Source organism: Blautia sp. ZXY-1-B12 (assembly GCF_056339915.1).
In genome coordinates, this window is the sequence record NZ_JBWJVP010000308.1 from 1 (window position 1) to 19,615 (window position 19,615).

19 protein-coding genes are annotated in these 19,615 nt (G+C 37.4%); 18 read left to right on the forward strand and 1 reads right to left on the reverse strand.

Annotated features, from left to right (window positions below; translation table 11 throughout):
* Positions 1-299: 299 nt before the first annotated feature.
* Complete coding sequence (locus tag AC075L_RS21340; RefSeq protein WP_476388177.1) at positions 300-884, reverse strand: hypothetical protein; 585 nt, start codon at positions 882-884, stop codon at positions 300-302.
* Positions 885-1,090: 206 nt separating this feature from the next.
* Here AC075L_RS21340 and AC075L_RS21345 point away from each other — a divergent pair, with 206 nt between their 5' ends.
* The 18 genes from AC075L_RS21345 to AC075L_RS21430 form a co-directional block, all read left to right on the forward strand.
* Entirely contained in the window at positions 1,091-1,633 is a 543-nt protein-coding gene (locus AC075L_RS21345; RefSeq protein ID WP_008703681.1) for an RNA polymerase sigma factor, read from the forward strand.
* Positions 1,634-1,720: 87 nt separating this feature from the next.
* Positions 1,721-2,524 (forward strand): DUF4179 domain-containing protein, encoded by an 804-nt coding sequence (locus AC075L_RS21350; protein ID WP_476388178.1) that lies wholly within the window; start codon positions 1,721-1,723, stop codon positions 2,522-2,524.
* Positions 2,505-2,735, forward strand: a complete 231-nt coding sequence (locus AC075L_RS21355; protein WP_476388179.1) for a hypothetical protein — start codon at positions 2,505-2,507, stop codon at positions 2,733-2,735. The genes AC075L_RS21350 and AC075L_RS21355 overlap by 20 nt, the downstream gene beginning before the upstream one ends.
* Before the next feature lie 381 nt (positions 2,736-3,116).
* On the forward strand, positions 3,117-3,500 hold the full coding sequence (locus tag AC075L_RS21360) for a glycoside hydrolase family 95-like protein (RefSeq protein WP_118409236.1): 384 nt from the start codon (positions 3,117-3,119) through the stop codon (positions 3,498-3,500).
* 276 nt (positions 3,501-3,776) lie between these two features.
* On the forward strand, positions 3,777-4,295 hold the full coding sequence (locus AC075L_RS21365; protein WP_008703676.1) for an RNA polymerase sigma factor: 519 nt from the start codon (positions 3,777-3,779) through the stop codon (positions 4,293-4,295).
* Positions 4,295-5,722: a DUF4179 domain-containing protein gene (locus AC075L_RS21370; RefSeq protein ID WP_118409237.1), complete on the forward strand. Its 1,428-nt coding sequence runs from the start codon at positions 4,295-4,297 to the stop codon at positions 5,720-5,722. The genes AC075L_RS21365 and AC075L_RS21370 overlap by 1 nt, the downstream gene beginning before the upstream one ends.
* Before the next feature lie 27 nt (positions 5,723-5,749).
* Positions 5,750-7,288: a L,D-transpeptidase family protein gene (locus AC075L_RS21375; RefSeq protein WP_118409238.1), complete on the forward strand. Its 1,539-nt coding sequence runs from the start codon at positions 5,750-5,752 to the stop codon at positions 7,286-7,288.
* A gap of 296 nt (positions 7,289-7,584) precedes the next feature.
* Positions 7,585-8,025, forward strand: coding sequence for a hypothetical protein (locus AC075L_RS21380; protein ID WP_118409239.1), 441 nt, complete (start codon positions 7,585-7,587; stop codon positions 8,023-8,025).
* Positions 8,026-8,308: 283 nt separating this feature from the next.
* The gene (locus AC075L_RS21385) at positions 8,309-8,800 is read left to right on the forward strand and encodes a sigma-70 family RNA polymerase sigma factor (protein WP_025577142.1); all 492 of its coding nucleotides are present in this window, start codon (positions 8,309-8,311) and stop codon (positions 8,798-8,800) included.
* A 6-nt stretch (positions 8,801-8,806) separates the two neighbouring features.
* A complete protein-coding gene (locus tag AC075L_RS21390) occupies positions 8,807-10,642 on the forward strand; it encodes a hypothetical protein (RefSeq protein ID WP_243099512.1) in 1,836 nt (611 codons plus the stop codon).
* A gap of 340 nt (positions 10,643-10,982) precedes the next feature.
* On the forward strand, positions 10,983-11,711 hold the full coding sequence (locus AC075L_RS21395; RefSeq protein WP_476388180.1) for a lysostaphin resistance A-like protein: 729 nt from the start codon (positions 10,983-10,985) through the stop codon (positions 11,709-11,711).
* On the forward strand, positions 11,695-12,471 hold the full coding sequence (locus tag AC075L_RS21400) for a C39 family peptidase (protein WP_182466085.1): 777 nt from the start codon (positions 11,695-11,697) through the stop codon (positions 12,469-12,471). Before AC075L_RS21395 ends, AC075L_RS21400 begins: the two co-directional genes overlap by 17 nt.
* A gap of 11 nt (positions 12,472-12,482) precedes the next feature.
* A complete protein-coding gene (locus AC075L_RS21405) occupies positions 12,483-13,187 on the forward strand; it encodes a response regulator transcription factor (protein ID WP_118409242.1) in 705 nt (234 codons plus the stop codon).
* Between the two features lie 70 nt (positions 13,188-13,257).
* Positions 13,258-14,508 carry a HAMP domain-containing sensor histidine kinase gene (locus tag AC075L_RS21410; protein WP_226852753.1) on the forward strand — a complete coding sequence of 417 codons (1,251 nt, stop codon included), beginning with the start codon at positions 13,258-13,260 and terminating at the stop codon, positions 14,506-14,508.
* Between the two features lie 366 nt (positions 14,509-14,874).
* A complete protein-coding gene (locus tag AC075L_RS21415; RefSeq protein ID WP_226824731.1) occupies positions 14,875-15,477 on the forward strand; it encodes a transporter substrate-binding domain-containing protein in 603 nt (200 codons plus the stop codon).
* A gap of 208 nt (positions 15,478-15,685) precedes the next feature.
* On the forward strand, positions 15,686-17,821 hold the full coding sequence (locus AC075L_RS21420) for a response regulator (protein ID WP_118409243.1): 2,136 nt from the start codon (positions 15,686-15,688) through the stop codon (positions 17,819-17,821).
* Between the two features lie 205 nt (positions 17,822-18,026).
* A complete protein-coding gene (locus AC075L_RS21425) occupies positions 18,027-18,305 on the forward strand; it encodes a hypothetical protein (RefSeq protein WP_243874949.1) in 279 nt (92 codons plus the stop codon).
* On the forward strand, positions 18,283-19,615 hold a 1,333-nt coding region (locus AC075L_RS21430; protein ID WP_476388181.1), incomplete at its 3' end, for a family 20 glycosylhydrolase. The genes AC075L_RS21425 and AC075L_RS21430, both read left to right, overlap by 23 nt.

Sequence of the window (19,615 nt, forward strand, 5' to 3'; positions counted from 1 at the left end):
TCTTTTTTTGTAAAATAGTGAGAGTATGATATCATCCTGCATATCTAACTTCCATAAATTGTCTGTTCGTTATCAGCAATCGGTGGATTTTCCAGCGCTTTAATCCAGTAGATTTCTCCATCGCATTCTAACTGAATATACATCTCTTCCGCTTATGAGTGCACATTTAATGATTTTCGTTAATGATCCGGTTTTCAGTGTCGTGTTTACCGCAGTAGCGCCTGGTCTGGCATATGCCGGAAGATCACTGTTTACTGTGAAATATCGGGCTGCTTCCGTCTGCAGGATCTATTTCTTTATCAGGATCCATATCTGCTTGTCGGAACAAATTTTCCATTGACATATTTGTAGGTGAAATTAATTGCATTGATGCCAAGAGAATAAGAAACGATGCTCTCTGTAATTACAATCTTATTTCCATTTAAATTGGTAACTTCACCTATGCGATGGTTTCCGTATCCTGCCATAATCTCAGTGAAATCAAGGATTTTTCTGAACTTTCCGTTTGTGTATTTTAATAATGCACATACAGGTCCGTCACCATTATCAGCCGGTGCATAGAGATATAAAAACGGCTGTCCGTTTTTCAATGTATAAATATTTGCTATAACATTATAAAAACGTGTATTTTTTAATCTGTAAGCTGTTTTTCCATTAACCGATACAGTAAGTGACGAATATGTTTCATCGTCGGTTTGATTGGCTGCTCTGATTCTGATTTTATCTTTCGTTCCATCACCGGTAACATCATATGCTGTGTATGTCCGATTTGCTTTTAATAGGACCACATCTGCCGCTGCTTTTACGGGTCTGGAAAAAATAATTACAAAACCAATTGCCAGAAACATGGTAAGCACAGAAATAAAATTGTTTCTTTTTCTCATAAAACATGACCCCTTTCGTGTAGGAATTGCTATAATTTTTATATTTTTATTGTATCATTGTATATGTGCAAATTGTATTTTTTAAGTTACAAAATCCTGAGATAATTTTATGAGAACCAATCCTCTTCCCTATGCATCTAATTAGTGTAAAAGTAAAAAGTAAACACGTGTAGTAATCCGGCTGGACAAAAGGAGAAGACAAAGTTATGACAAAAGATGTATTTATTAAGGAGGTTCGGGATGCAGAAGCCATGCTGTATCATATATCAAAGTCCATTCTGAAGAATGACTCTGATTGTGGGGATGCTGTGCAGGAAACAATTCTTAAGGCATATGAGAAACTTCCCACCTTAAAGAAAGAAAAGTATTTTCGAACATGGATCACAAAGATATTGATCAATGAATGCAATGGGATTCTTCGGAAAAGAAAAAATGTTATTCCATATGAAGAATATATGGACAATATGAGGCTGACTGAGGAGGACAGATACAGTCATCTGTATATGGCGATTATGGAACTTCCGGAGGATCTGAGGATTTTGGTAACATTGTATTATTTAGAAGGATTCTCACAGAAAGAGATCAGTGAGGCTCTGGATATTCCGGAAGGAACGATTAAAAGCAGACTTTCCCGTGCAAGAGAGTTTTTGAAAGCACAGTTATCCGATGAAGAAGAGAAAAGACCGATGCCTGGGAAAAACAGCAAACTATCAAAGAGAATAACAGGAAAGGGGAAAATGTCATGTTAGAGAACAAATGGAATAATATAGCACCGGAAGTACCACAGGATTTTCATGATAAATTTGAAGAGACACTGAGACATATTGAGCAGGCAGATGCCAGTTGATAAAAAATATAAAAGAAAAAGATTCAGTGGCCGATTACTGATTGCAGCAGCAGTGATCTGTACAGGCATGGGAGTAACAGTGGCGGCAAAAGAGTTCTTTAAATGGAATGACCATCTGTTAAAAAGATTGGAACCCTCTGAGGAACAGCAGGAAACGATGCAGGAATCAAACTATATTCAGAATATAGACCAGTCTGTAACACAAAATGGTGTGACGGTTACCCTGACAGATTCTATTCAGGATCAGGGATTCCTGTATGCTTTTTTTGAAGTGAAAACAGAGGACAGTATTTCTATGACTGATCATACTTCTTTTGAGGAGATGACACATTTTAAAATTGATGGAAAAGAAGTATATGCAGAAGATGATGACAGATTTGGAAGCCTGAGTACAGGTGTGAGCCAGGATAATCTGCTGAACTATGATCAGGATTCGGCACATTCTAAATATTTCACAGCAGGGATTTCTTATGACAGTGATTATAATCTGAGTAATAAAACTGTAGAAATCACATTGAAGAATCTTACGGAGGAAGGGGATTATGATAAGACTGTTATTACAGATGGAACATGGGATTTTAAATGGACTCTGGGTGCAGTAAAGCCTCCGACAACTCTGGAAGTGAACCGGAAATGTGATTTTGGAGGTTATGAAATCACAGTGAAAAAAATGGAAGTAACGCCCCTTTTATGGTCATTATATCTTGATTATGATGAAGCTATGAAGGTGTATGAAGATGAGGAAAACAAGTTTGAGTACGCAGGTACGGATTATGGCATGGATACTCTATGACAGGGCAAATATTGACCAGGTGCGTTATAAAGATGGGACAGTTTTAACACTTGACTTAGCCATGGGAGGCATCGCTGGCGGTGGAGAAAAACAGGATAAGGAAAATGGTGTCATGATCATCAGAAACAGCTTCCCGCAACTGGTTGATGTAGATAACCTGCAGGCGGTACATTTTGGGAACATTGACCAGTGGCTTGAAGTGCGAGAATAAAAGTTTTTTTCGGTGATATAGAAAAATCCTCCCATAATTAGATAATGAGAAAATACAAAAAGAACCGATACAGTCTTTGCATGATATGATATCGGTTCTTTTTGGCTAAGTCTGCCAACTATGAAATTTTGTTTATATATTAACGCATCCTGTTCATGTACAGGAAACGGATTCTAGCGTATACTGAAATTATTGATTACAAGATCTACATAAACTGCAAATACAGGTTCCGGGTTATATCCGGAAGCCATATTCTGCACTTACCGGTAAAATCTGTAATAGTTGGCATAAAAGTTCATTACATATTCGATATAAGCTTTAAATCTTTTCATTGTCTGTTCCTCCTCTTCTTTACGGGACGGGGAACATGCACTGGGGCTTTTGAAAAACCAGCTCCGTTATACCAGGGAGGAAAATATTTCCTGTGTGGGAGGCGGCATTTATCCCAACATGCTGTGTGCACATCCACCGTTCCAGATCGATGGGAATTTTGGCTTTGCAGCTGCGGTTGCAGAGATGCTCATCCAGAGCAGGAAAGGGTACATCCTGTTACTTCCGGCACTTCCGGATGAATGGAAGGACGGAAAAGTCCAGGGAATGAAGGCACAGGGTGACATCACAGTTGATTTTGAATGGAGAGAGGGCAGGATACACAGGGTTCGCCTCTGTTCTTCCCATGAGCAGAAAGTAACGCTGGAATGTAATGGAATTTCGAAAACAGTATTTTTAAAACCTGATGGGACAGAGAATATGATTTTTGATTGATCTGTCCTGAGGGGCTGGAATCATTGGCAGCCGTATCATGTAAAAGCACATGGTACGGCTGTTTTTAGTACCTGGAATATTTTATAGCACCTTGACTGATAATCATGAAAAGCATGGAAGTGTTCAAACTAATCTTTTGGGGATTTTCTAGAGATTGTTAAAAAAAATTGCAACTTTTTTGGGAGTTTGCACGTCTAATAAGTAGAAGCACATAAAGAAAAGCTTTTATACAATATTTCCTGATGACCGGTCTGATATAGGAGAAGGGAGACGACAATGAATGAGATTTTGATACGAAAAGCAAAGAAAGGCGATAAAGATGCTTTTTGTCGGCTTATAGATGAGAATGTACAGAGTATGTACAAGGTTGCAGCGGCATATCTGAAAAATGATGAAGATGTTGCGGATGCAATACAGGATACGATTCTTTCCTGCTATGAAAATTTGAAAAGTCTGAAACAGAACAGATATTTCAAGACATGGATGATCCGAATTCTGATCAATAAGTGCAAGGACATGATACAGAAGAAAAAGCTGGTTACTTATACGGATCAGATGCCGGAAACGCCTTTTCACGAAGAAAAATATGCAGCAATGGAATGGATCCAGGCCTTAGAGCCATTGGACAGTAAATACCGCTTGGTTGTTCTTCTATACTATATGGAAGGATTTGGTATCCGGGAAATCAGTGACATTCTGGATATGAAGGAAAGCACTGTAAAATCTCGTCTTTATCGTGGCAGAAAACAGATTGCAGAGATGTATGGATATAAGGTTAAGGAGGGACGTGCCTAATGATGACTTTAAATTATAATGAGAAAGACTTCCAGAAAAAACTTCAAAAGGACATAGAAATGCCGGAAATCGTGCATGAACATATTAATCAGGCATATCGTTTGATTGAAAATAACGCTGTTTTACAGAAAAAAGCATCAAAGGATCCATATCATTGGATGAAAAGTGGAGGCAGGGTAGCAGGAGGGATGGCAGCGGTACTGGCAGTAGGATTTGTATTCTGTGCAATCAATCCGGTAATGGCAAAAAATATCCCGGTTGTAGGAGGACTCTTTGAAATTTTACAGGATAATGTGAGTTTCTTTGGTGACTTTTCAGATCATGCAACAACTTTGGAAGCTGTTGATGGAACGAAGACAGATAGCAGTGAAACAGACGGAGCCAAGACAGATCATGCCAATAATGATGCTATTTACACTAAGACAGCAGATGGGCTGACAATTACATGTTCTGAGGTATATGCAAACAGCCAGGCAATTTATGTGACTATGCAGTTTAAAAGTGATAAACCGTTCCCAGAAACAGAAACTGGGGCGGAAAGTGGAACACCAGTCATTGATCTGGATATGACAGGGGGTGTGGACTTTAATTCAGAGGCTAGCCCGGTAATTGACGGTCAAGTGGAAGGAAAATTTCTGGATGATAACACCTATGCATGTATTTTCCGTTATGATTTGGCTGAAGCCGCAAAAGATTATACGGAATATAATGAGAAATACAATGAAATGACACAGCAGGTAATGGATGAGATGGGAATAACTCAGGCGGACTTAGATGATCAGACAGATGAAGGTTATGCGCTGCTGGAAGAGTTTATCAATAAATTGTCTGAACGTGGTGGAGAATATCAGAAGTACATTAAAGATATTGATATTCCAGATACCTTTAACCTGCATCTGGATATTACGAAGGTAAGAGGACTGGAAGCAAACTATCAGTGGTCAGAAGAGGATGAGAAAAAATATGGAAGGGATGCTGGCTACTACAAATATGAAGGTGACTGGAGCTTCGATATCCCGGTTACGGTAGATGATTCCCAGACAGAAGTATTGGAACTCAATGATACAAACGATGCAGGTATTGGACTTAAATCGGTGATTCGTACTCCATATGAATTGACGGTAAATGAACTTTATAAGGAAGGTTCCAACAGTGATTGCTTTATGGTAGCTCTTGATGCCAATGGAAACACACTTCCGTACAATGAGTCTACTGGAAACTGTAATAACTTCGCAATTCAGGACAGAGATATTTCTACGGTAGACATTTATTTTCTGGATTATGTCCAGTATATGGATGAACTGAAAGGTCAGCAGAATTTTGATAATCCTACGAAAGAGGATGGACAAAAATGGAAAAAACTTCTGGAGGAGAATGCGAAGTACCATAAGACATTGCATTTTGACAATGACAATGTAAAAAACTAGTTGATATAAAAGAAAGATGAATAAGATATGAGACAAAAAGAAGTGATGGGGCAATCAATAAGAACTTCAAAATCGGCAAGACCCGGAACAATTACTTATGTGCCGATAGACAAGTCTGAATTCAGATCTACTGTATCTTCAGACAAAAAGAAAAACAAAATTATGAAAATAGTTGTAATGCTTATAGTGATGATTTTGGTTATGAGCTGTTGTGTGTATGCAGGTATATCTTATTATTACTCATATCACTTCTTTTTGGGTACGACCATCAATGGAATTGACAGTTCAAATAAGACAGCTTATGAAGTTGAGCAGGAGATTGCAGGGAAAAAGGATAACTATGTTATTCAGGTAAGTGCAAGGATGCAGGAACCTCAGACTATTACAGGTAAAGACATTGATTATCAATATGTATCCAGCGGGGAAATCCTTCAGCTGCTGAAGACTCAGAAACCATGGGAATGGATCAGAGTTTTTTTTGAAACGAAAAATTATATGGTTCAAGAAGAGACTGTTTTCAGTCGGGAAAAGCTGGAGGAACAGGTAAGTTCATTAAATTGTGCCAAAAAAGAGAATCAGATAGCACCGGAAAATGCGTATGTAAGTTTTTCTAATTCAGAATTTACTATTGTGCCAGAGACAGAAGGCAGTGAATTAAATGCCAAGGAAGCTTATCAGATGATAAGCAGAGCAATTGATAATGAGGCGGCAGATGTAGATCTGGGAAGCAATCCAAAGGCTTATAAGGAAGCAGATGTGACGAGAGATAGTTCAGAACTTCAGAATATGGTAAATATGTATAATAGCCTGGCAAAAGCAAATATCACATATACATTTGGAGATGAAACGGTAACACTTGACGGGAATACCATCAAAAACTGGCTGCAGTTTGACGAGAAAGGGCAGTTGCTTCCGGATGATGGAGCCTTCAGGCAGCATGTAGTGGATTATGTGGCACAGCTTGCAGCAGATCATGATACAGTTGGCACTGAAAGACAATTTGAGACCACAAGCGGAAGGATTGTGTATGTATATGGCTCAGCCTATGGATGGAAGATTGATCAGGACAAGGAAGCAGCACAGCTCATGCAGGAAATTCAATCAGGAACCCAGACAACCAGGGAACCGGTATATTCTATGAGAGCAAATGCACATGGGATCAATGATCTCGGAGATACATATATAGAGGTAGATCTTACAGAGCAGTATATGTGGTATTATCAGAATGGAAATATTATTTTTCAATCAGAAATCGTATCCGGACTGCCAGGTGATCCGGATAGAAAAACACCCCCTGGAATATTCACACTGAATTCAAAGAGCAGTCCGTCTGTGCTGCGAGGTGAAATGACAGCAAATGGAACCTATTCTTATGAACAGCCGGTAACGTACTGGATGCCATTCAATGGAGGAATTGGCTTTCATGATGCAGACTGGCAGCCGTACTTTGGTGGTGACAGATATCTTACAGGTGGTTCTCATGGATGCATCAATCTTCCCCCGGAAAATGCCGGGCAGCTTTATAGTCTTATTCAGTATGATGTCCCGATAATTTGTTTTTACTAATTCTATATTATTCTGCCAGACGGCTTTAATTAATATGTTTTCAATCCGCCGGATATTTGTTTTTGGAAAAGAAGACCTCATTTTTAAAGAATAAAAAAATACCTGTGATGTGGGCAAAACTTTTTCAGGATCTTTTAAAAGATTGTGACCGGGAGATATATTCAAATCCGCAATTTTATACATGGAAGAAAACAAAGTAATAGCAAGTCGAATGGCTGTGTATTAAAATTAGGTAATGTAATTGAAGAAAAGATATGATATCATATGGGTAACAAATTGAACTGTGTGTGGAGGTGATGGCTGTGAAGAAAAAAGTGACAATAGTGTTGGTCATTATTAGTATTGTTGCTATAAGTACAATGATTATGTTTTCAACATATAAGTCTTCAGAAGCCTGTCGAAAAGCAAATGCCGCGATACAGTGGGATTGTTCTGTAACCTGTGCGGAAGAGTCAACGCCTGATTCTTATGTAATTACATATTCTGATGCAAAAATTTTATCCAAAACAGGCGTGTTGACGGTTCAGAACAGAAACGATTTTGATATTATTGTGTATTTGCTCTGCGAAGGAAAACAGGAACTCGTGTCTGGCAGGATTCCTGCAGGTGGCTGCTATTCTTTTCTGAACGTTACAGATGAAGAATACACGGTAGGCATCCATGCTGATGTTGATGAAAATACGGATATAAAAGTATTTGTATATGACGGAAAAGACACCGAACCATATACAAGATAATTGATAAGACAAAGGAATATTGAAAAAAATATTCGCAGATATTTTGGGATATGAAGTTCAGGAATGGATAATGGATTTAGAAGCATTAGGAATTCACTCATATGACTTGGATGATCTGGCACAAACACAGAAAACATTCCACTGCCGATAAAAAAGGCAGCTTTTCCCTATATCTACACGCCATAGGTATCGAAAACCTATGGCGTTTTTTATAAAATTTTTTCTTGAAAGCAAATGGCTGTTTTTCAAGTCTAATAATTATAAGAAGAAAAGGAGGTACTTTATGGATGCTTTAATAACAGAAGCTAAAAATGGAGATAAAGAAGCATTTGTCAGATTAATCCGGATGAATAAGCAGAGCCTGTATAAAACTGCCTGGATTTATCTTCGGGATGAGCAGGACATTGCAGATGCTCTGCAGAATACAATCCTATCCTGCTATGAAAATATACAGAGACTGAGAGAACCGAAGTATTTTAAAACCTGGCTGATGCGGATCCTTATAAATGAGTGCAAGGACATTCTCCGCCAAAAGAACCATGCAGCAGAACTGGATGATTTTGCAGAAGGTGTACATTGTGAAGAACTGAATCTCTGTGAATGGAAACAATTGCTTTTATGCCTGGATGAAGAAAGTAGGAAAATCGTGGAACTCTATTATTTTGATGAGTTTTCAGTTAAGGAAATCAGTGCCCTTCTTGAAATGAACAGCAATACCGTATCAACCAAACTTTCCCGGGCAAGAGCAAAATTAAAAAAGGTGATCAGGAGGTGAGACTATATGAGGGAAATCAGAAGGATTTTAAAAGAAGAAACTGCAATACCGGAAAATATTGATAAAGCCATGGAAGATGTTCTGAGTGGAATTTTAAATTCCCCAGACGAGAAAACAACGGGGGCTTTAAGTAAAAAAACAGATGGAGAAAGAACGAAAAATTCAGGAAATAAGAAAAAAATAATTCGGATTTTTCTTCCGGTAGCTGCTATATTAGGAGTTAGTACTGGTGTACTTGCAACAAATATCGGACGACTGTATAAAGAACTTGAACAACAGGGTGTCGCTGAACAGGAGGCAGCTCAAATGGTTGTCACAGAACCTGAGTCAACTGCAGAAAATGTGGAAAATATTACTTCTTATCCAATAACTCCCGAGGCGGTCGATTGGAATCAGTCCATGCTGACTGTTAAAGAAGCGTATTTTGATGGCGGCGGTTTAAGTTTTGTGGGAGAACCTTCCAATGAGGCAAAGAATTATATGATCACTTGCCGTGATCATGCAACGGTGAATGGAAAAGATGCACTGGCTTCTTTAAATAAAATAGAAGGAGAAGATCTTTATTATGGGCATATTACTTTGTATGATGACGCTTTGATTGAGAAAATATTAAATGAAGATTCTGAAGTAGAACTTTCCATGACTATTCAGGCATATCCTGTTTATGACGGTAAAATTTATTATACCTGGAAAGACACTGAAGCCTACGAAAAGATTTTTAAAATTGGTTCTTTTACAGATTCAGAAGGAAGGGTTTCTTATGCACTTCCTGCGGAGGACGTTTACAGAGGATATACGCCTCAGACTCTTACGTTAACCCTTCCATTAAAGGATGAAGTAAGGGATATCATTGAAAAATATAGAAAAGAAGGGAAATTGCAGGCTGCTGACACCGGAATAGAACCATCTTCGGGTGAGAGTATGCAGAACACAACAGATTTGGATAATTCGTCAAATACTACGAGTGTAAATGAAAAATATGATCCGGAGAAAACAATGTTACAGGTAAAGAAAAACTATGTAACAGCTTCTCTGCCAGGGAAATCAGGAACCCTTACAATAGAAGCTGATGTTACCGGGAATACTGATGACGTTTCAAAGGGAGTTCTGAAAAAATGCAATATATCAGAGAAAGACATCTGCTCCTGGTTTGGTGGGAAAGATGGATGGGAAAAATCTGTAACAGATGAAACAGTCTGGGAAAATAAAGAAAAAGGACTGCAGTTATTTATTTCGGATGGGATGATAGAGTGTGATGGATTAAGTGAAAAAGATATGGGATTTTTAGGCGAGAATACGGAAGATGAGAAATTAAATATTATAAATCAACTGTTTTCCAAAGCTGATTTATCTGGAACTTCTGTAAGAAAATCAATTAGCGACATGACGGAAGGATATGATTATTACGACACAGAAGTTATGTTGAATGGAATACCGGCAGGTGGACTTTCTCAGTATCATTACCAGGGAAGCGCAGGATTTGGTCTCAAGCCTGAAGACTGCTATTTCAAAATACCGATCCCGCTTCAGGTGAAAGAGAAAGAAACAGTTACTATGCTTCCCATGGAAGAAATTATGAAATCGGTGGAACAATATGTAAAAGAAGGAAAAATCGGATTTTTTACGGAAGAGGACACGACGGAGAAAACAGAACCAATCACGATTCCAGTTACGAAAATCCGCCTGAAATATTATATTGATGAAACTGCAGATGGAATTGTTTACAGACCTGTATGGAGTTTTTGCTGTCCCTACCAATGGAAGGATTCACCAGAAGAACAGGAATTGTTTTATATAGACGGAGAAACCGGGGCTTTGATCCGGGACGCATTTGGATGGTAGACATGAAAAACAAATTTTATGGGGAACATGACCATGGATGATGCTATAGCTTCTAAGGCAAAGTTTTCGTCATAGGCCTTGCATCTGCTTGAAGATAGTTAAGAATAGTTAAGGTACAGTTAAATGAACAGGTAAGAATTAAATGTTATTGTATAAGTACATTCTAAGAGATAACTCTTAGAAAATAATACATGAGGAGAAAAGTAAAGGAGCATTTATGAAAATAAAATGTACGTTCCATATTGCAATAGCATTCATTCTTATTCAGCTTACGGATGAATTTAGTATAGCATTTGCATATGGGATATGTGAGAAGAATCCATATGTGAGAATTCTATATGTGACATTTGCGATTTTGAGCCTGCTGACCATGATATATTTATATACGAAGTATATTATAAGAATTCAAATGCAGGATTTGTTTTTAGGAATGCCGCTTCCGAAAAAAAAGTGGTGTATAACAGCGGTATTAATGCCGGTATTAATATGCCTTTTTTATATATTTTTTACAAAGGGAACATTTGAAAAAGGAAACCTTACATATAAAGAAATCATAGATGTAGTTACAATTTCTATTTTATCATCAGGTATTAAAGCGGCAGTAACAGAAGAAATTGTCTTTCGTGGTATGATTTTAAGATTGCTTCAGAATACTTTTGGAAAGATATGTGCAGTGTTTGTTTCAAGTTTTTTATTCGCTGTTTATCATTTTGATGGGATTGATACTTCTGATATAAAAAAAGTAATTATGATGATTATTTCTGTTGAAATTGCAGGAATTGCATTGGCACTTGTTACAGAGCAGACAGGTTCTATATGGTCTTCGGTTATGATTCATTGTCTGTATAATATTCTATCAGGAGAAAGCCAGATTTTTCATATTGATGTGGCACAGAACTTTCCTGCAATATGGATGTATACTGTAAACAGTAAAAATATGTTGCTTACAGGAATTAATGGTTCGGTAGGGTTTACAGCTTCAATTCCAACAATGGCAGGATTTACCGGGATCATATTAATGGTGATTTATGATGAAAAAAAGAAAAAAACATATGGGAAAAAGTTGTAGTAAAATTATTCTTCTGATTTTAATTCTGGCAGCATGGATAGTTGTGACAGTAAGAGCGAAAAAAACTGAAGAGGGTATTATATTGACAGATGCTTACAAAAAACAGATAATGGAAAGTGCAGAGTGGAAGAAGATATTTTTACATACAGAAAATTATCCGGATATTCTTTTAGAGGATTTAAAAAGAAATCCGGAAATGCTGGAATTTGCCGAAGGATACAATGATGTACATAAGAAGTCTTCTGAAGGACTTACATTTGAGGAACGGAAGAAAAAAGTTCCTTTATTTATTCAATGGGATAAAAGATGGGGATATGAACCTTATGGAACAAGTGATATAGGAATTTCCGGATGTGGTCCGACGTGCATGGCAATGGTAATATACAGTTTAACCAGAAATACAGAGGCAACACCACCTGTGCTTGCGCAAAAATCCATGAACGAGGGATATTATGTAGAGGGTATTGGAACATCCTGGAAATTCATGAGAGAAGCTGCTTTGGATTACGGTGTAATTGCTTCGCAATTTGATATGCTGGGAGAACAGGAAATGGCCGACAGAGTTAAAGATGGAAATCTGATAATCTGTGCTATGGGTCCCGGAGATTTTACAAATTCAGGGCATTTTATTGTTATTTATGATTATTCCAGAAAGAAATTTTCTGTAAACGATCCATTCAGCTATACAAACAGTTCAAAAAAATGGGAATATACGACCCTGATTTCTCAATGTCAGCAAATATGGGTATATGCAGTTTAGAAGACGAAAGGATGAAAATGGATAATCATATTTTGGTTGTAGAAGATGATGCAGCAATTAGAGAAGGAGTGAGGATACTTCTTGAAGGTGAGGGATATATTGTTCAGGAAGCAGAGGATGGATATCAGTGTTTGAAAAAAGTATCAGATGATATTGACCTTGTTATTCTTGATATTATGATGCCGGGAATATCCGGGATAAAAACTTGTGAAGAAATTCGAAAAATCTCACATGTTCCAGTGTTGTTTCTGACAGCCAAAAGTCAGGAATCTGATAAATTACTCGGACTTATGGCAGGAGGTGATGACTATCTCGTGAAACCATTTTCGTATGCGGAACTTCTTGCCCGGGTTAAAGCGTTACTACGAAGATATCATGTATATAGTCAGACATTACAAGGTGAGAAGACAAAAGAACATTGGATTAAATATGGAAAAGTAAAAGTGAATACTCAATGTAATGAGGTATTCCGCAATGAAAAGGAAATCAGTCTCAGAGAAATGGAATACAGAATCTTATTGCTTATGATGGAAAACCCGAAAAAGGTATTCTCGGTAAAAAATCTTTATGAGAGTTTGTGGGAGGAGCCGTTCTTATATTCATCTGGAAATACTGTTATGGTGCATATCCGAAGATTACGAATGAAAATCGAAGATGATCCACAAAAGCCAAAGATGATTCAAACCGTATGGGGAAAGGGATATCGCCTTGGATAAAATTTGCGGAAATAGTTTGACAGGCAAGATAATTTGCTATCTTATGCAGGGGTTATTAGCAGGTTTATTAGTGTTAAGCGTGACATATTTCGGGGGAAAGGGGTTACTGCAACGCTTTTTCTTTCGTACAGGATATGTTTATGCTGAAGAGACAGAACGTGCAGAAGAACTTCAGGAATATGTCACACAAAATAAGTTGAGTGCATCTGATTATAAAATGTTGAAAAAATGGGGTACAGAACGAAATATTGATGACTTCACGATTTCAAGGGGAAAATGGCTGTTGTTTGATATTTCCTACAACGGAAAAATTATGTATGGCAGCAGAGAAATACCAAATCTGACATGGAGAATGTACCACAGAATTTCATTTAAGGATGGAACGGCAGATGTATATATATATGAAGGAACAGCGGATAAATATTTTAACATATTGATGGTCTTTTCTGTTGTACTTGGAGTCGCGGCGTGTATTGGAATTGTTGTATCTGGAATGTATGAGAATGTAAAATATATACAATGCCTTATGAAAGAGGTAAATATAATCAGCAGAGGAAATTTGCAGGGGAATGTAACTGTTCAGGGAACAGATGAAATTGCACAGTTAGCCAGTGGACTGGAACATATGAGACAAACATTGGTGAAAAAAGAGCAGATAGAGTATGACCTGAAGAGTGCACAGGAGAAGCTGGTGTTAGGAATGTCACATGATCTGCGTACTCCTCTGACTGGTTTGATGGCATATCTTGAGATTCTAAAAAAGCAGCAAAAAGAAGGTGCGGTTACTCAGGAATATATAAATAAAGCCTTTGATCGTGTACTTCAGATCAGAGATTTGTCGGAGCAGATGTTTGAATATTTTTTTGTAAATTCACGACACCATATAGAACTGGAACCTGCAGAAGATATTATGTGTGCTTTTGGTGATTATCTTTCTGAACTGTGTGCTTTACTGGAATATGAAGGATTTAAAGTAAATACAGATCGGTTGGAGTGGAGACAGATATCTGTATGTATAAATACAGATTTTATCGGCAGAATTATGAATAATATTATTTCTAATATTGAAAAATATGGAAAACATGAAAATGAGGTATGTATACAGCTTTGTTATGGGAATGAAGAAGTAGGAATCAGTATTCAAAATAGTATTACCAGGTTTGATTCTGAGCATCAAAAAACAGGGATTGGGTTGCAGAATATTTCTATTATGATGGAGCAGATGGATGGGCGAATGGAAGTTAACGCAGACGATTTAACTTATTGTATAGTTTTGTATTTTCCAGAGAAAAAAGAGTATCATAAAATTTCAAAAGTATAGAGAAATCTGTTGGCATAGACGCCTGCTCAGGCAGACAATCATAAACAAGGTATCCGCAGAGTAGAAAATTATTTACACGCCATAGGCATTGGAAAAAACCTATGGCGCTTTTTATGTCCATTTCTGAAGGAATACCGGAAATAAAACTGGCAAAAGTAAAAATGAAGATGGAGTTTCAGAGGGAAAGTGAAGGAGTACTACTCTGAGTGAAATCTACATAACATGATCCACTTGAAAAATCACCTGTTCTTTTTAAAATTTTGTGCATGTTTTGTATTATATCTTTTATGTAAATTCAGTATAAACAGAGTTATTATAATGACGTAAAATCCAAAAAAATCAGAGAAAATTGTTGAGGTACATAGCATGAAATCTAAGTACATGGCAGTAATACCGTTTTTGTTTGCTTTTGGGATATTACTGATATCAGGATGTTCAGTTACAACACAGAAAAGTACATCTTCACAGGAAAATATGCCAGAGATAATCATTGGAAGTGACGATTTTCCACCTTTTAATTATTCCGATGAAAATGGGGAACCGGCAGGGATTGATGTTGACATTGCAAATGAAGCTCTGGGGCGCCTTGGTTATAAGCCGGTATTTACAAAGATTGTATGGGATGATAAAGATAAAGACCTGGAAAATAAGGAGATAGACTGTTTATGGGGGTGCTTTTCCATGGATGGCCGGGAGAATGATTATAAGTGGGCAGGTCCATATATGGTGAGCCGGCAGGTCGTTGCAGTCAATGAAAACAGTAATATAAAGAAGCTTAGTGATCTGTCGGGAAAAGTAATCGCAGTACAGGCTTCCACAAAGCCTGAGGATATCTTTCTTAACAGGATGAATCCTGCTATTCCATTGGTAAAAGATGTGTATAGCTTAGAAAACCGAAAACTGCTTTTTACCTCTCTTGGAAAAGGTTATGTTGATGCCATAGCAGCTCATGAAACCTCCGTACAATAGTATATAAAAGATTACGGGGCAAAGATAAGAATCCTGGACGAAGCTATCCTGACTACAGGAATTGGAGTAGCTTTTCCTGAAAACACGGATAGTGAACTTCCGGAAAAACTCACAGAAATCTTTAAAGAAATGAGAAAAGATGGAAGTGAAGAGAAAATTCTAAAAAAATATCTTCCCGAAACCAGTGGATATCTGGAGGTGGACAAAATTGAAAATAACTAAACTGTCCAGACGGCAGACTCAAATCATCATTATTACTACAGGACTGCTTCTGTTTCTGATAACTATAGTTTATTCTGTAAAAACCGATATAAAAGCAGTTGCCAGGCAAATGGACGAGACTCTGAAATATGTGAAAGAACAATGTTATATTTATAACAGATATAATGAAGCATCCCAAACAAAAGGTTTAATACGTGCAATTGAAAATGCTCAGCAGGTTAATCGTAATCTGACGTATACAAAGGATGAAGTTACGAAGGATAAGCTGAAAACATATGCAGAGGAGCAGAAACTTACCGGAATTATTATACTTGATGTAAACGGAAAGGTAAAATGTGAATACAGTACAGACAATCTTAATTCCCGGGCTTTACAGAATGAGATTCAAAAGAAAACAGTACTTGATGTAGTTGCTTATCCCCGAAAAACATATGCTGCAAGTATCGTTCTTGAGGATGGATCACAGGTGGATCTGGCTGCATATGGACGTTCTGACGAAAAAGGCATAATTATTACTTTTTATCATACAACGGCTGAGTATGCCAGAAACTATAATCTTACGATCCAGAGCCTTTTTAGTGGCTATGATACATATTCCAGCGGAATGATTGTTGTAACAGATGGAAAAAATGTGGTTGCTTCAAACGACGAAAATCTGATTGGACTGAGCTCTGAAGGTATTAATATTATCCAACAGGTAAAACAGAAACCAGCTAACAAACTGGTCCGTGTTTCAGACAGAAAATGTAGATATATTGGCAGAATGACTAAGGGGCGTGATTATTATGTTTATATGTTTATAGATGAGCAAATGGCGTTTGCTTCTGTTTTTAAAAACCTGTTGGTCGTGTTACTGTTGTATATCTTTGTGGTTGCTTCCGTATTTGCCTTCCGCAGGAGATCAAATGCGCAATTGTTGAAGATTCAGATGATGCAGGAAGAAGCCTATAAGCAGAAACTTTTGCAAGAAGCTCAGAGGGCTGACATGGCAAATAATGCAAAAACAGAATTTCTGCAGCGAATGAGTCATGATATCCGAACTCCTATTAACGGAATCCGTGGCATGATCGAGGTAGCTGATTATTATAAAGATGATTTAAAAAAGCAAGATGAGTGCCGCAGGAAAATATGGGATGCTTCAGGATACCTGTTGGAGCTTATTAATGAAGTGCTTGATATGAGCAAACTGGAATCAGAGGAAATTGTGTTGGAAAATAAGGATTTTGATATTAACAGGCTACTGCATGAAATAAGAGAAGTTATAGAAAAGCAGGTGTATGAACGCGGAATCAGCTTATCTGAAAAAGAATACAATCTGGAATATAGATATTTGAATGGGAGTCCGGTTCATTTAAAAAGAATCCTTATGAATATCATAAGTAATGCTGTCAAGTATAATAAAGAAAAAGGAGAGATACTGCTCAGCTATTATGAAACACAGGCGGATGACAGACATATACTGTTTGAGTTTCACTGCAAGGATACCGGAGTTGGGATGAGTAAAGAATTTCAGAATCATATTTTCGAACCATTTACTCAGGAAACAGGCGGTGCAAGATCTGTTTATGGAGGAACAGGACTTGGTATGCCAATTACAAAAAAACTGGTAGAGAAAATGGGCGGTACAATTAAGTTTAAAAGTGAGAAAAATGTAGGAACCACATTCATGGTACAGCTTCCATTCCTTATTTCTGCTGATATGAAGCAGTCAGAAAGGCAGGAAGACGATGTATCAATTGAAGGTATGAGAATCCTTTTGGCCGAAGATAATGAATTGAACATGGAAATTGCGGAATTCCTTCTGACAAATGCAGGAGCAGAAATTATAAAGGCTTCAAACGGTAAAGAAGCTGTTGAAGCATTTGAAAAATCAGGTGTTGGTGAGATCAATGTAATTCTGATGGATATTATGATGCCAGTTATGGATGGCCTGGAAGCTACCAGAGAAATACGCACAATGAACAGAAGTGATGCATCTGCTGTTGTGATTATAGCCATGACAGCAAATGCCTTTGCAGAAGACAAGAGTAAAGCGTTGAAAGCCGGAATGGACGAATATCTTACCAAACCACTGGAGTCAGAAAAACTGATTCATGCATTAAGCAGATATAAATACAATTAACAGTAACATTCTTAATAACCTGATTCAGCCATAGAAACAGGACGTGGTACTGAATAATGATATGCCCCTCTGCCGATACTTGTTAACTGATGCATTTTGTTTATATATTCCCTTATTTTGTACATGGACTCTTTTATATAAAAGGTGTATAGTGAATAAAAATTATATGATAAGGTTTGTTAAATTTCAGGACAGACCAGAAATATTGATCAATAAAAGAAAAAACCAGATTCATATCATCTGTCGGGAAATATCTCATTATTACCGCGCACTTAATTATGCCATACATCATATGGAAGAGGATGAATTTCAATATCAAGAGCATGTCTGTTTTGAAAGAAACGGTCTTATGCTGGATTGTTCCAGAAATGCTGTATTTACAGTTGAAAAGGTGAAATTCCTGATCAGGACACTGGCAAAACTTGGAATGAATGTACTTATGCCTTATACAGAAGATACCTATGAAGTGGCCGGGAATGGATAAGATTCGGGATTCTGCGGACATTCTCCAGCCTGAAAAAGAGGAAACTTATCAGTTTATTGAAAAGCTGCTCAGCTCAGTAAAAGAGAGTTTTTCTACTAACAGGGTACATCTTGGAATGGATGAGGCTGTCATGCTGGGACTTGGAAATTATCTAAAAGAAAATGGATATAAAAAAGGGTCACTGATAATCAGGGAACATTGTAACAGGGTCGTAGATATTTGCAGAAAATTAGAATTAAAGCCTATGATATGGAGTGACATGTACATTACAGCAAATTCTACAGGCGGATACTATGATCTGCCCGAAAATACGGACTGCTCCAAATGGGAAAAACCGAAAAAAGATTTAGGATTAGTATATTGGGACTATTATCATGATGATACCAGAACCTATGAAAAAATGCTGGATATCCATGCGCAGCTTTCGGATAACGTTATTTTTGCAGGAGGTTCTTGGATTTGGAACGGAATTTCCCCCAATTATTCTAAGACCTATGCGTGTACCAAAGCAGCTCTTTCTACTTGTAAAAAATACAATATAAAAGAGGTTCTCTGTACAGCATGGATGGATAATGGTGCAGAAACCCCGATGGATGCTTTGCTTCCGGGACTTGTACTTTTTGCATACCTTGATTTTCACAGAGACTATGACGAAACAATCCTTAAGCAGGAGTTCAGGAACTGCACAGGCGGAGAATTTGATGATTTTATGGCACTTGACAATTTTGATTCTTTATTCTTAAATTCGAAAGAGAATAAAGAGGCTCAAAATCCTTCAAAATATCTGTTATACCAGGATCCAATGTTAGGCATTTTTGATTATCATGTGAAAGAATCAGGTGTCAATACAAAATCTTACTACCAAAACATACAGAAATATATGAAGGAATGTGCAAAAAAAGCAGGAAAATATCAGCTTTTATTTTCATTTTATGAAAAACTGGCGGCGGTATTAGCTGATAAAGCCGATTTGGGTATGTGTATAAAATCAGCATATGACAGATCGGACAGAGCAGCGTTAAAAGATATCAGTCAGAATGTTATTCCTGAAATCATCTGCAATCTGACAGATATGAAATCATCAAGAGAAAAAATCTGGATGAACGATGCAAAGCCATTTGGTTATGAGATCCTGGATATAAAAATCGGTGGCGTGATTACAAGACTTAAAAGTACAGGATACCGGATTGACAATTATCTGAATGGAAATGTGCTTCGTCTGGAAGAGCTGGAAGAGGAAAGACTTCCCTATTTTACCAAAGGAATGGACAAGCGGGAGAACTTATGGAATCGCATCATCAGTGGATGTG

Bases quoted from the DNA above. Each gene is read 5' to 3' on its own strand.
- AC075L_RS21370 (WP_118409237.1), top strand. From the start codon at position 4,295: ATGATGACTTTAAATTATAATGAGAAAGACTTCCAGAAAAAACTTCAA.
- AC075L_RS21340 (WP_476388177.1), bottom strand. From the start codon at position 884: ATGAGAAAAAGAAACAATTTTATTTCTGTGCTTACCATGTTTCTGGCA.
- AC075L_RS21380 (WP_118409239.1), top strand. From the start codon at position 7,585: ATGGCTGTGAAGAAAAAAGTGACAATAGTGTTGGTCATTATTAGTATT.
- AC075L_RS21415 (WP_226824731.1), top strand. From the start codon at position 14,875: ATGAAATCTAAGTACATGGCAGTAATACCGTTTTTGTTTGCTTTTGGG.
- AC075L_RS21400 (WP_182466085.1), top strand. From the start codon at position 11,695: ATGGGAAAAAGTTGTAGTAAAATTATTCTTCTGATTTTAATTCTGGCA.
- AC075L_RS21365 (WP_008703676.1), top strand. From the start codon at position 3,777: ATGAATGAGATTTTGATACGAAAAGCAAAGAAAGGCGATAAAGATGCT.
- AC075L_RS21390 (WP_243099512.1), top strand. From the start codon at position 8,807: ATGAGGGAAATCAGAAGGATTTTAAAAGAAGAAACTGCAATACCGGAA.
- AC075L_RS21405 (WP_118409242.1), top strand. From the start codon at position 12,483: ATGAAAATGGATAATCATATTTTGGTTGTAGAAGATGATGCAGCAATT.
- AC075L_RS21375 (WP_118409238.1), top strand. From the start codon at position 5,750: ATGAGACAAAAAGAAGTGATGGGGCAATCAATAAGAACTTCAAAATCG.
- AC075L_RS21385 (WP_025577142.1), top strand. From the start codon at position 8,309: ATGGATGCTTTAATAACAGAAGCTAAAAATGGAGATAAAGAAGCATTT.
- AC075L_RS21345 (WP_008703681.1), top strand. From the start codon at position 1,091: ATGACAAAAGATGTATTTATTAAGGAGGTTCGGGATGCAGAAGCCATG.
- AC075L_RS21355 (WP_476388179.1), top strand. From the start codon at position 2,505: ATGGCATGGATACTCTATGACAGGGCAAATATTGACCAGGTGCGTTAT.
- AC075L_RS21350 (WP_476388178.1), top strand. From the start codon at position 1,721: ATGCCAGTTGATAAAAAATATAAAAGAAAAAGATTCAGTGGCCGATTA.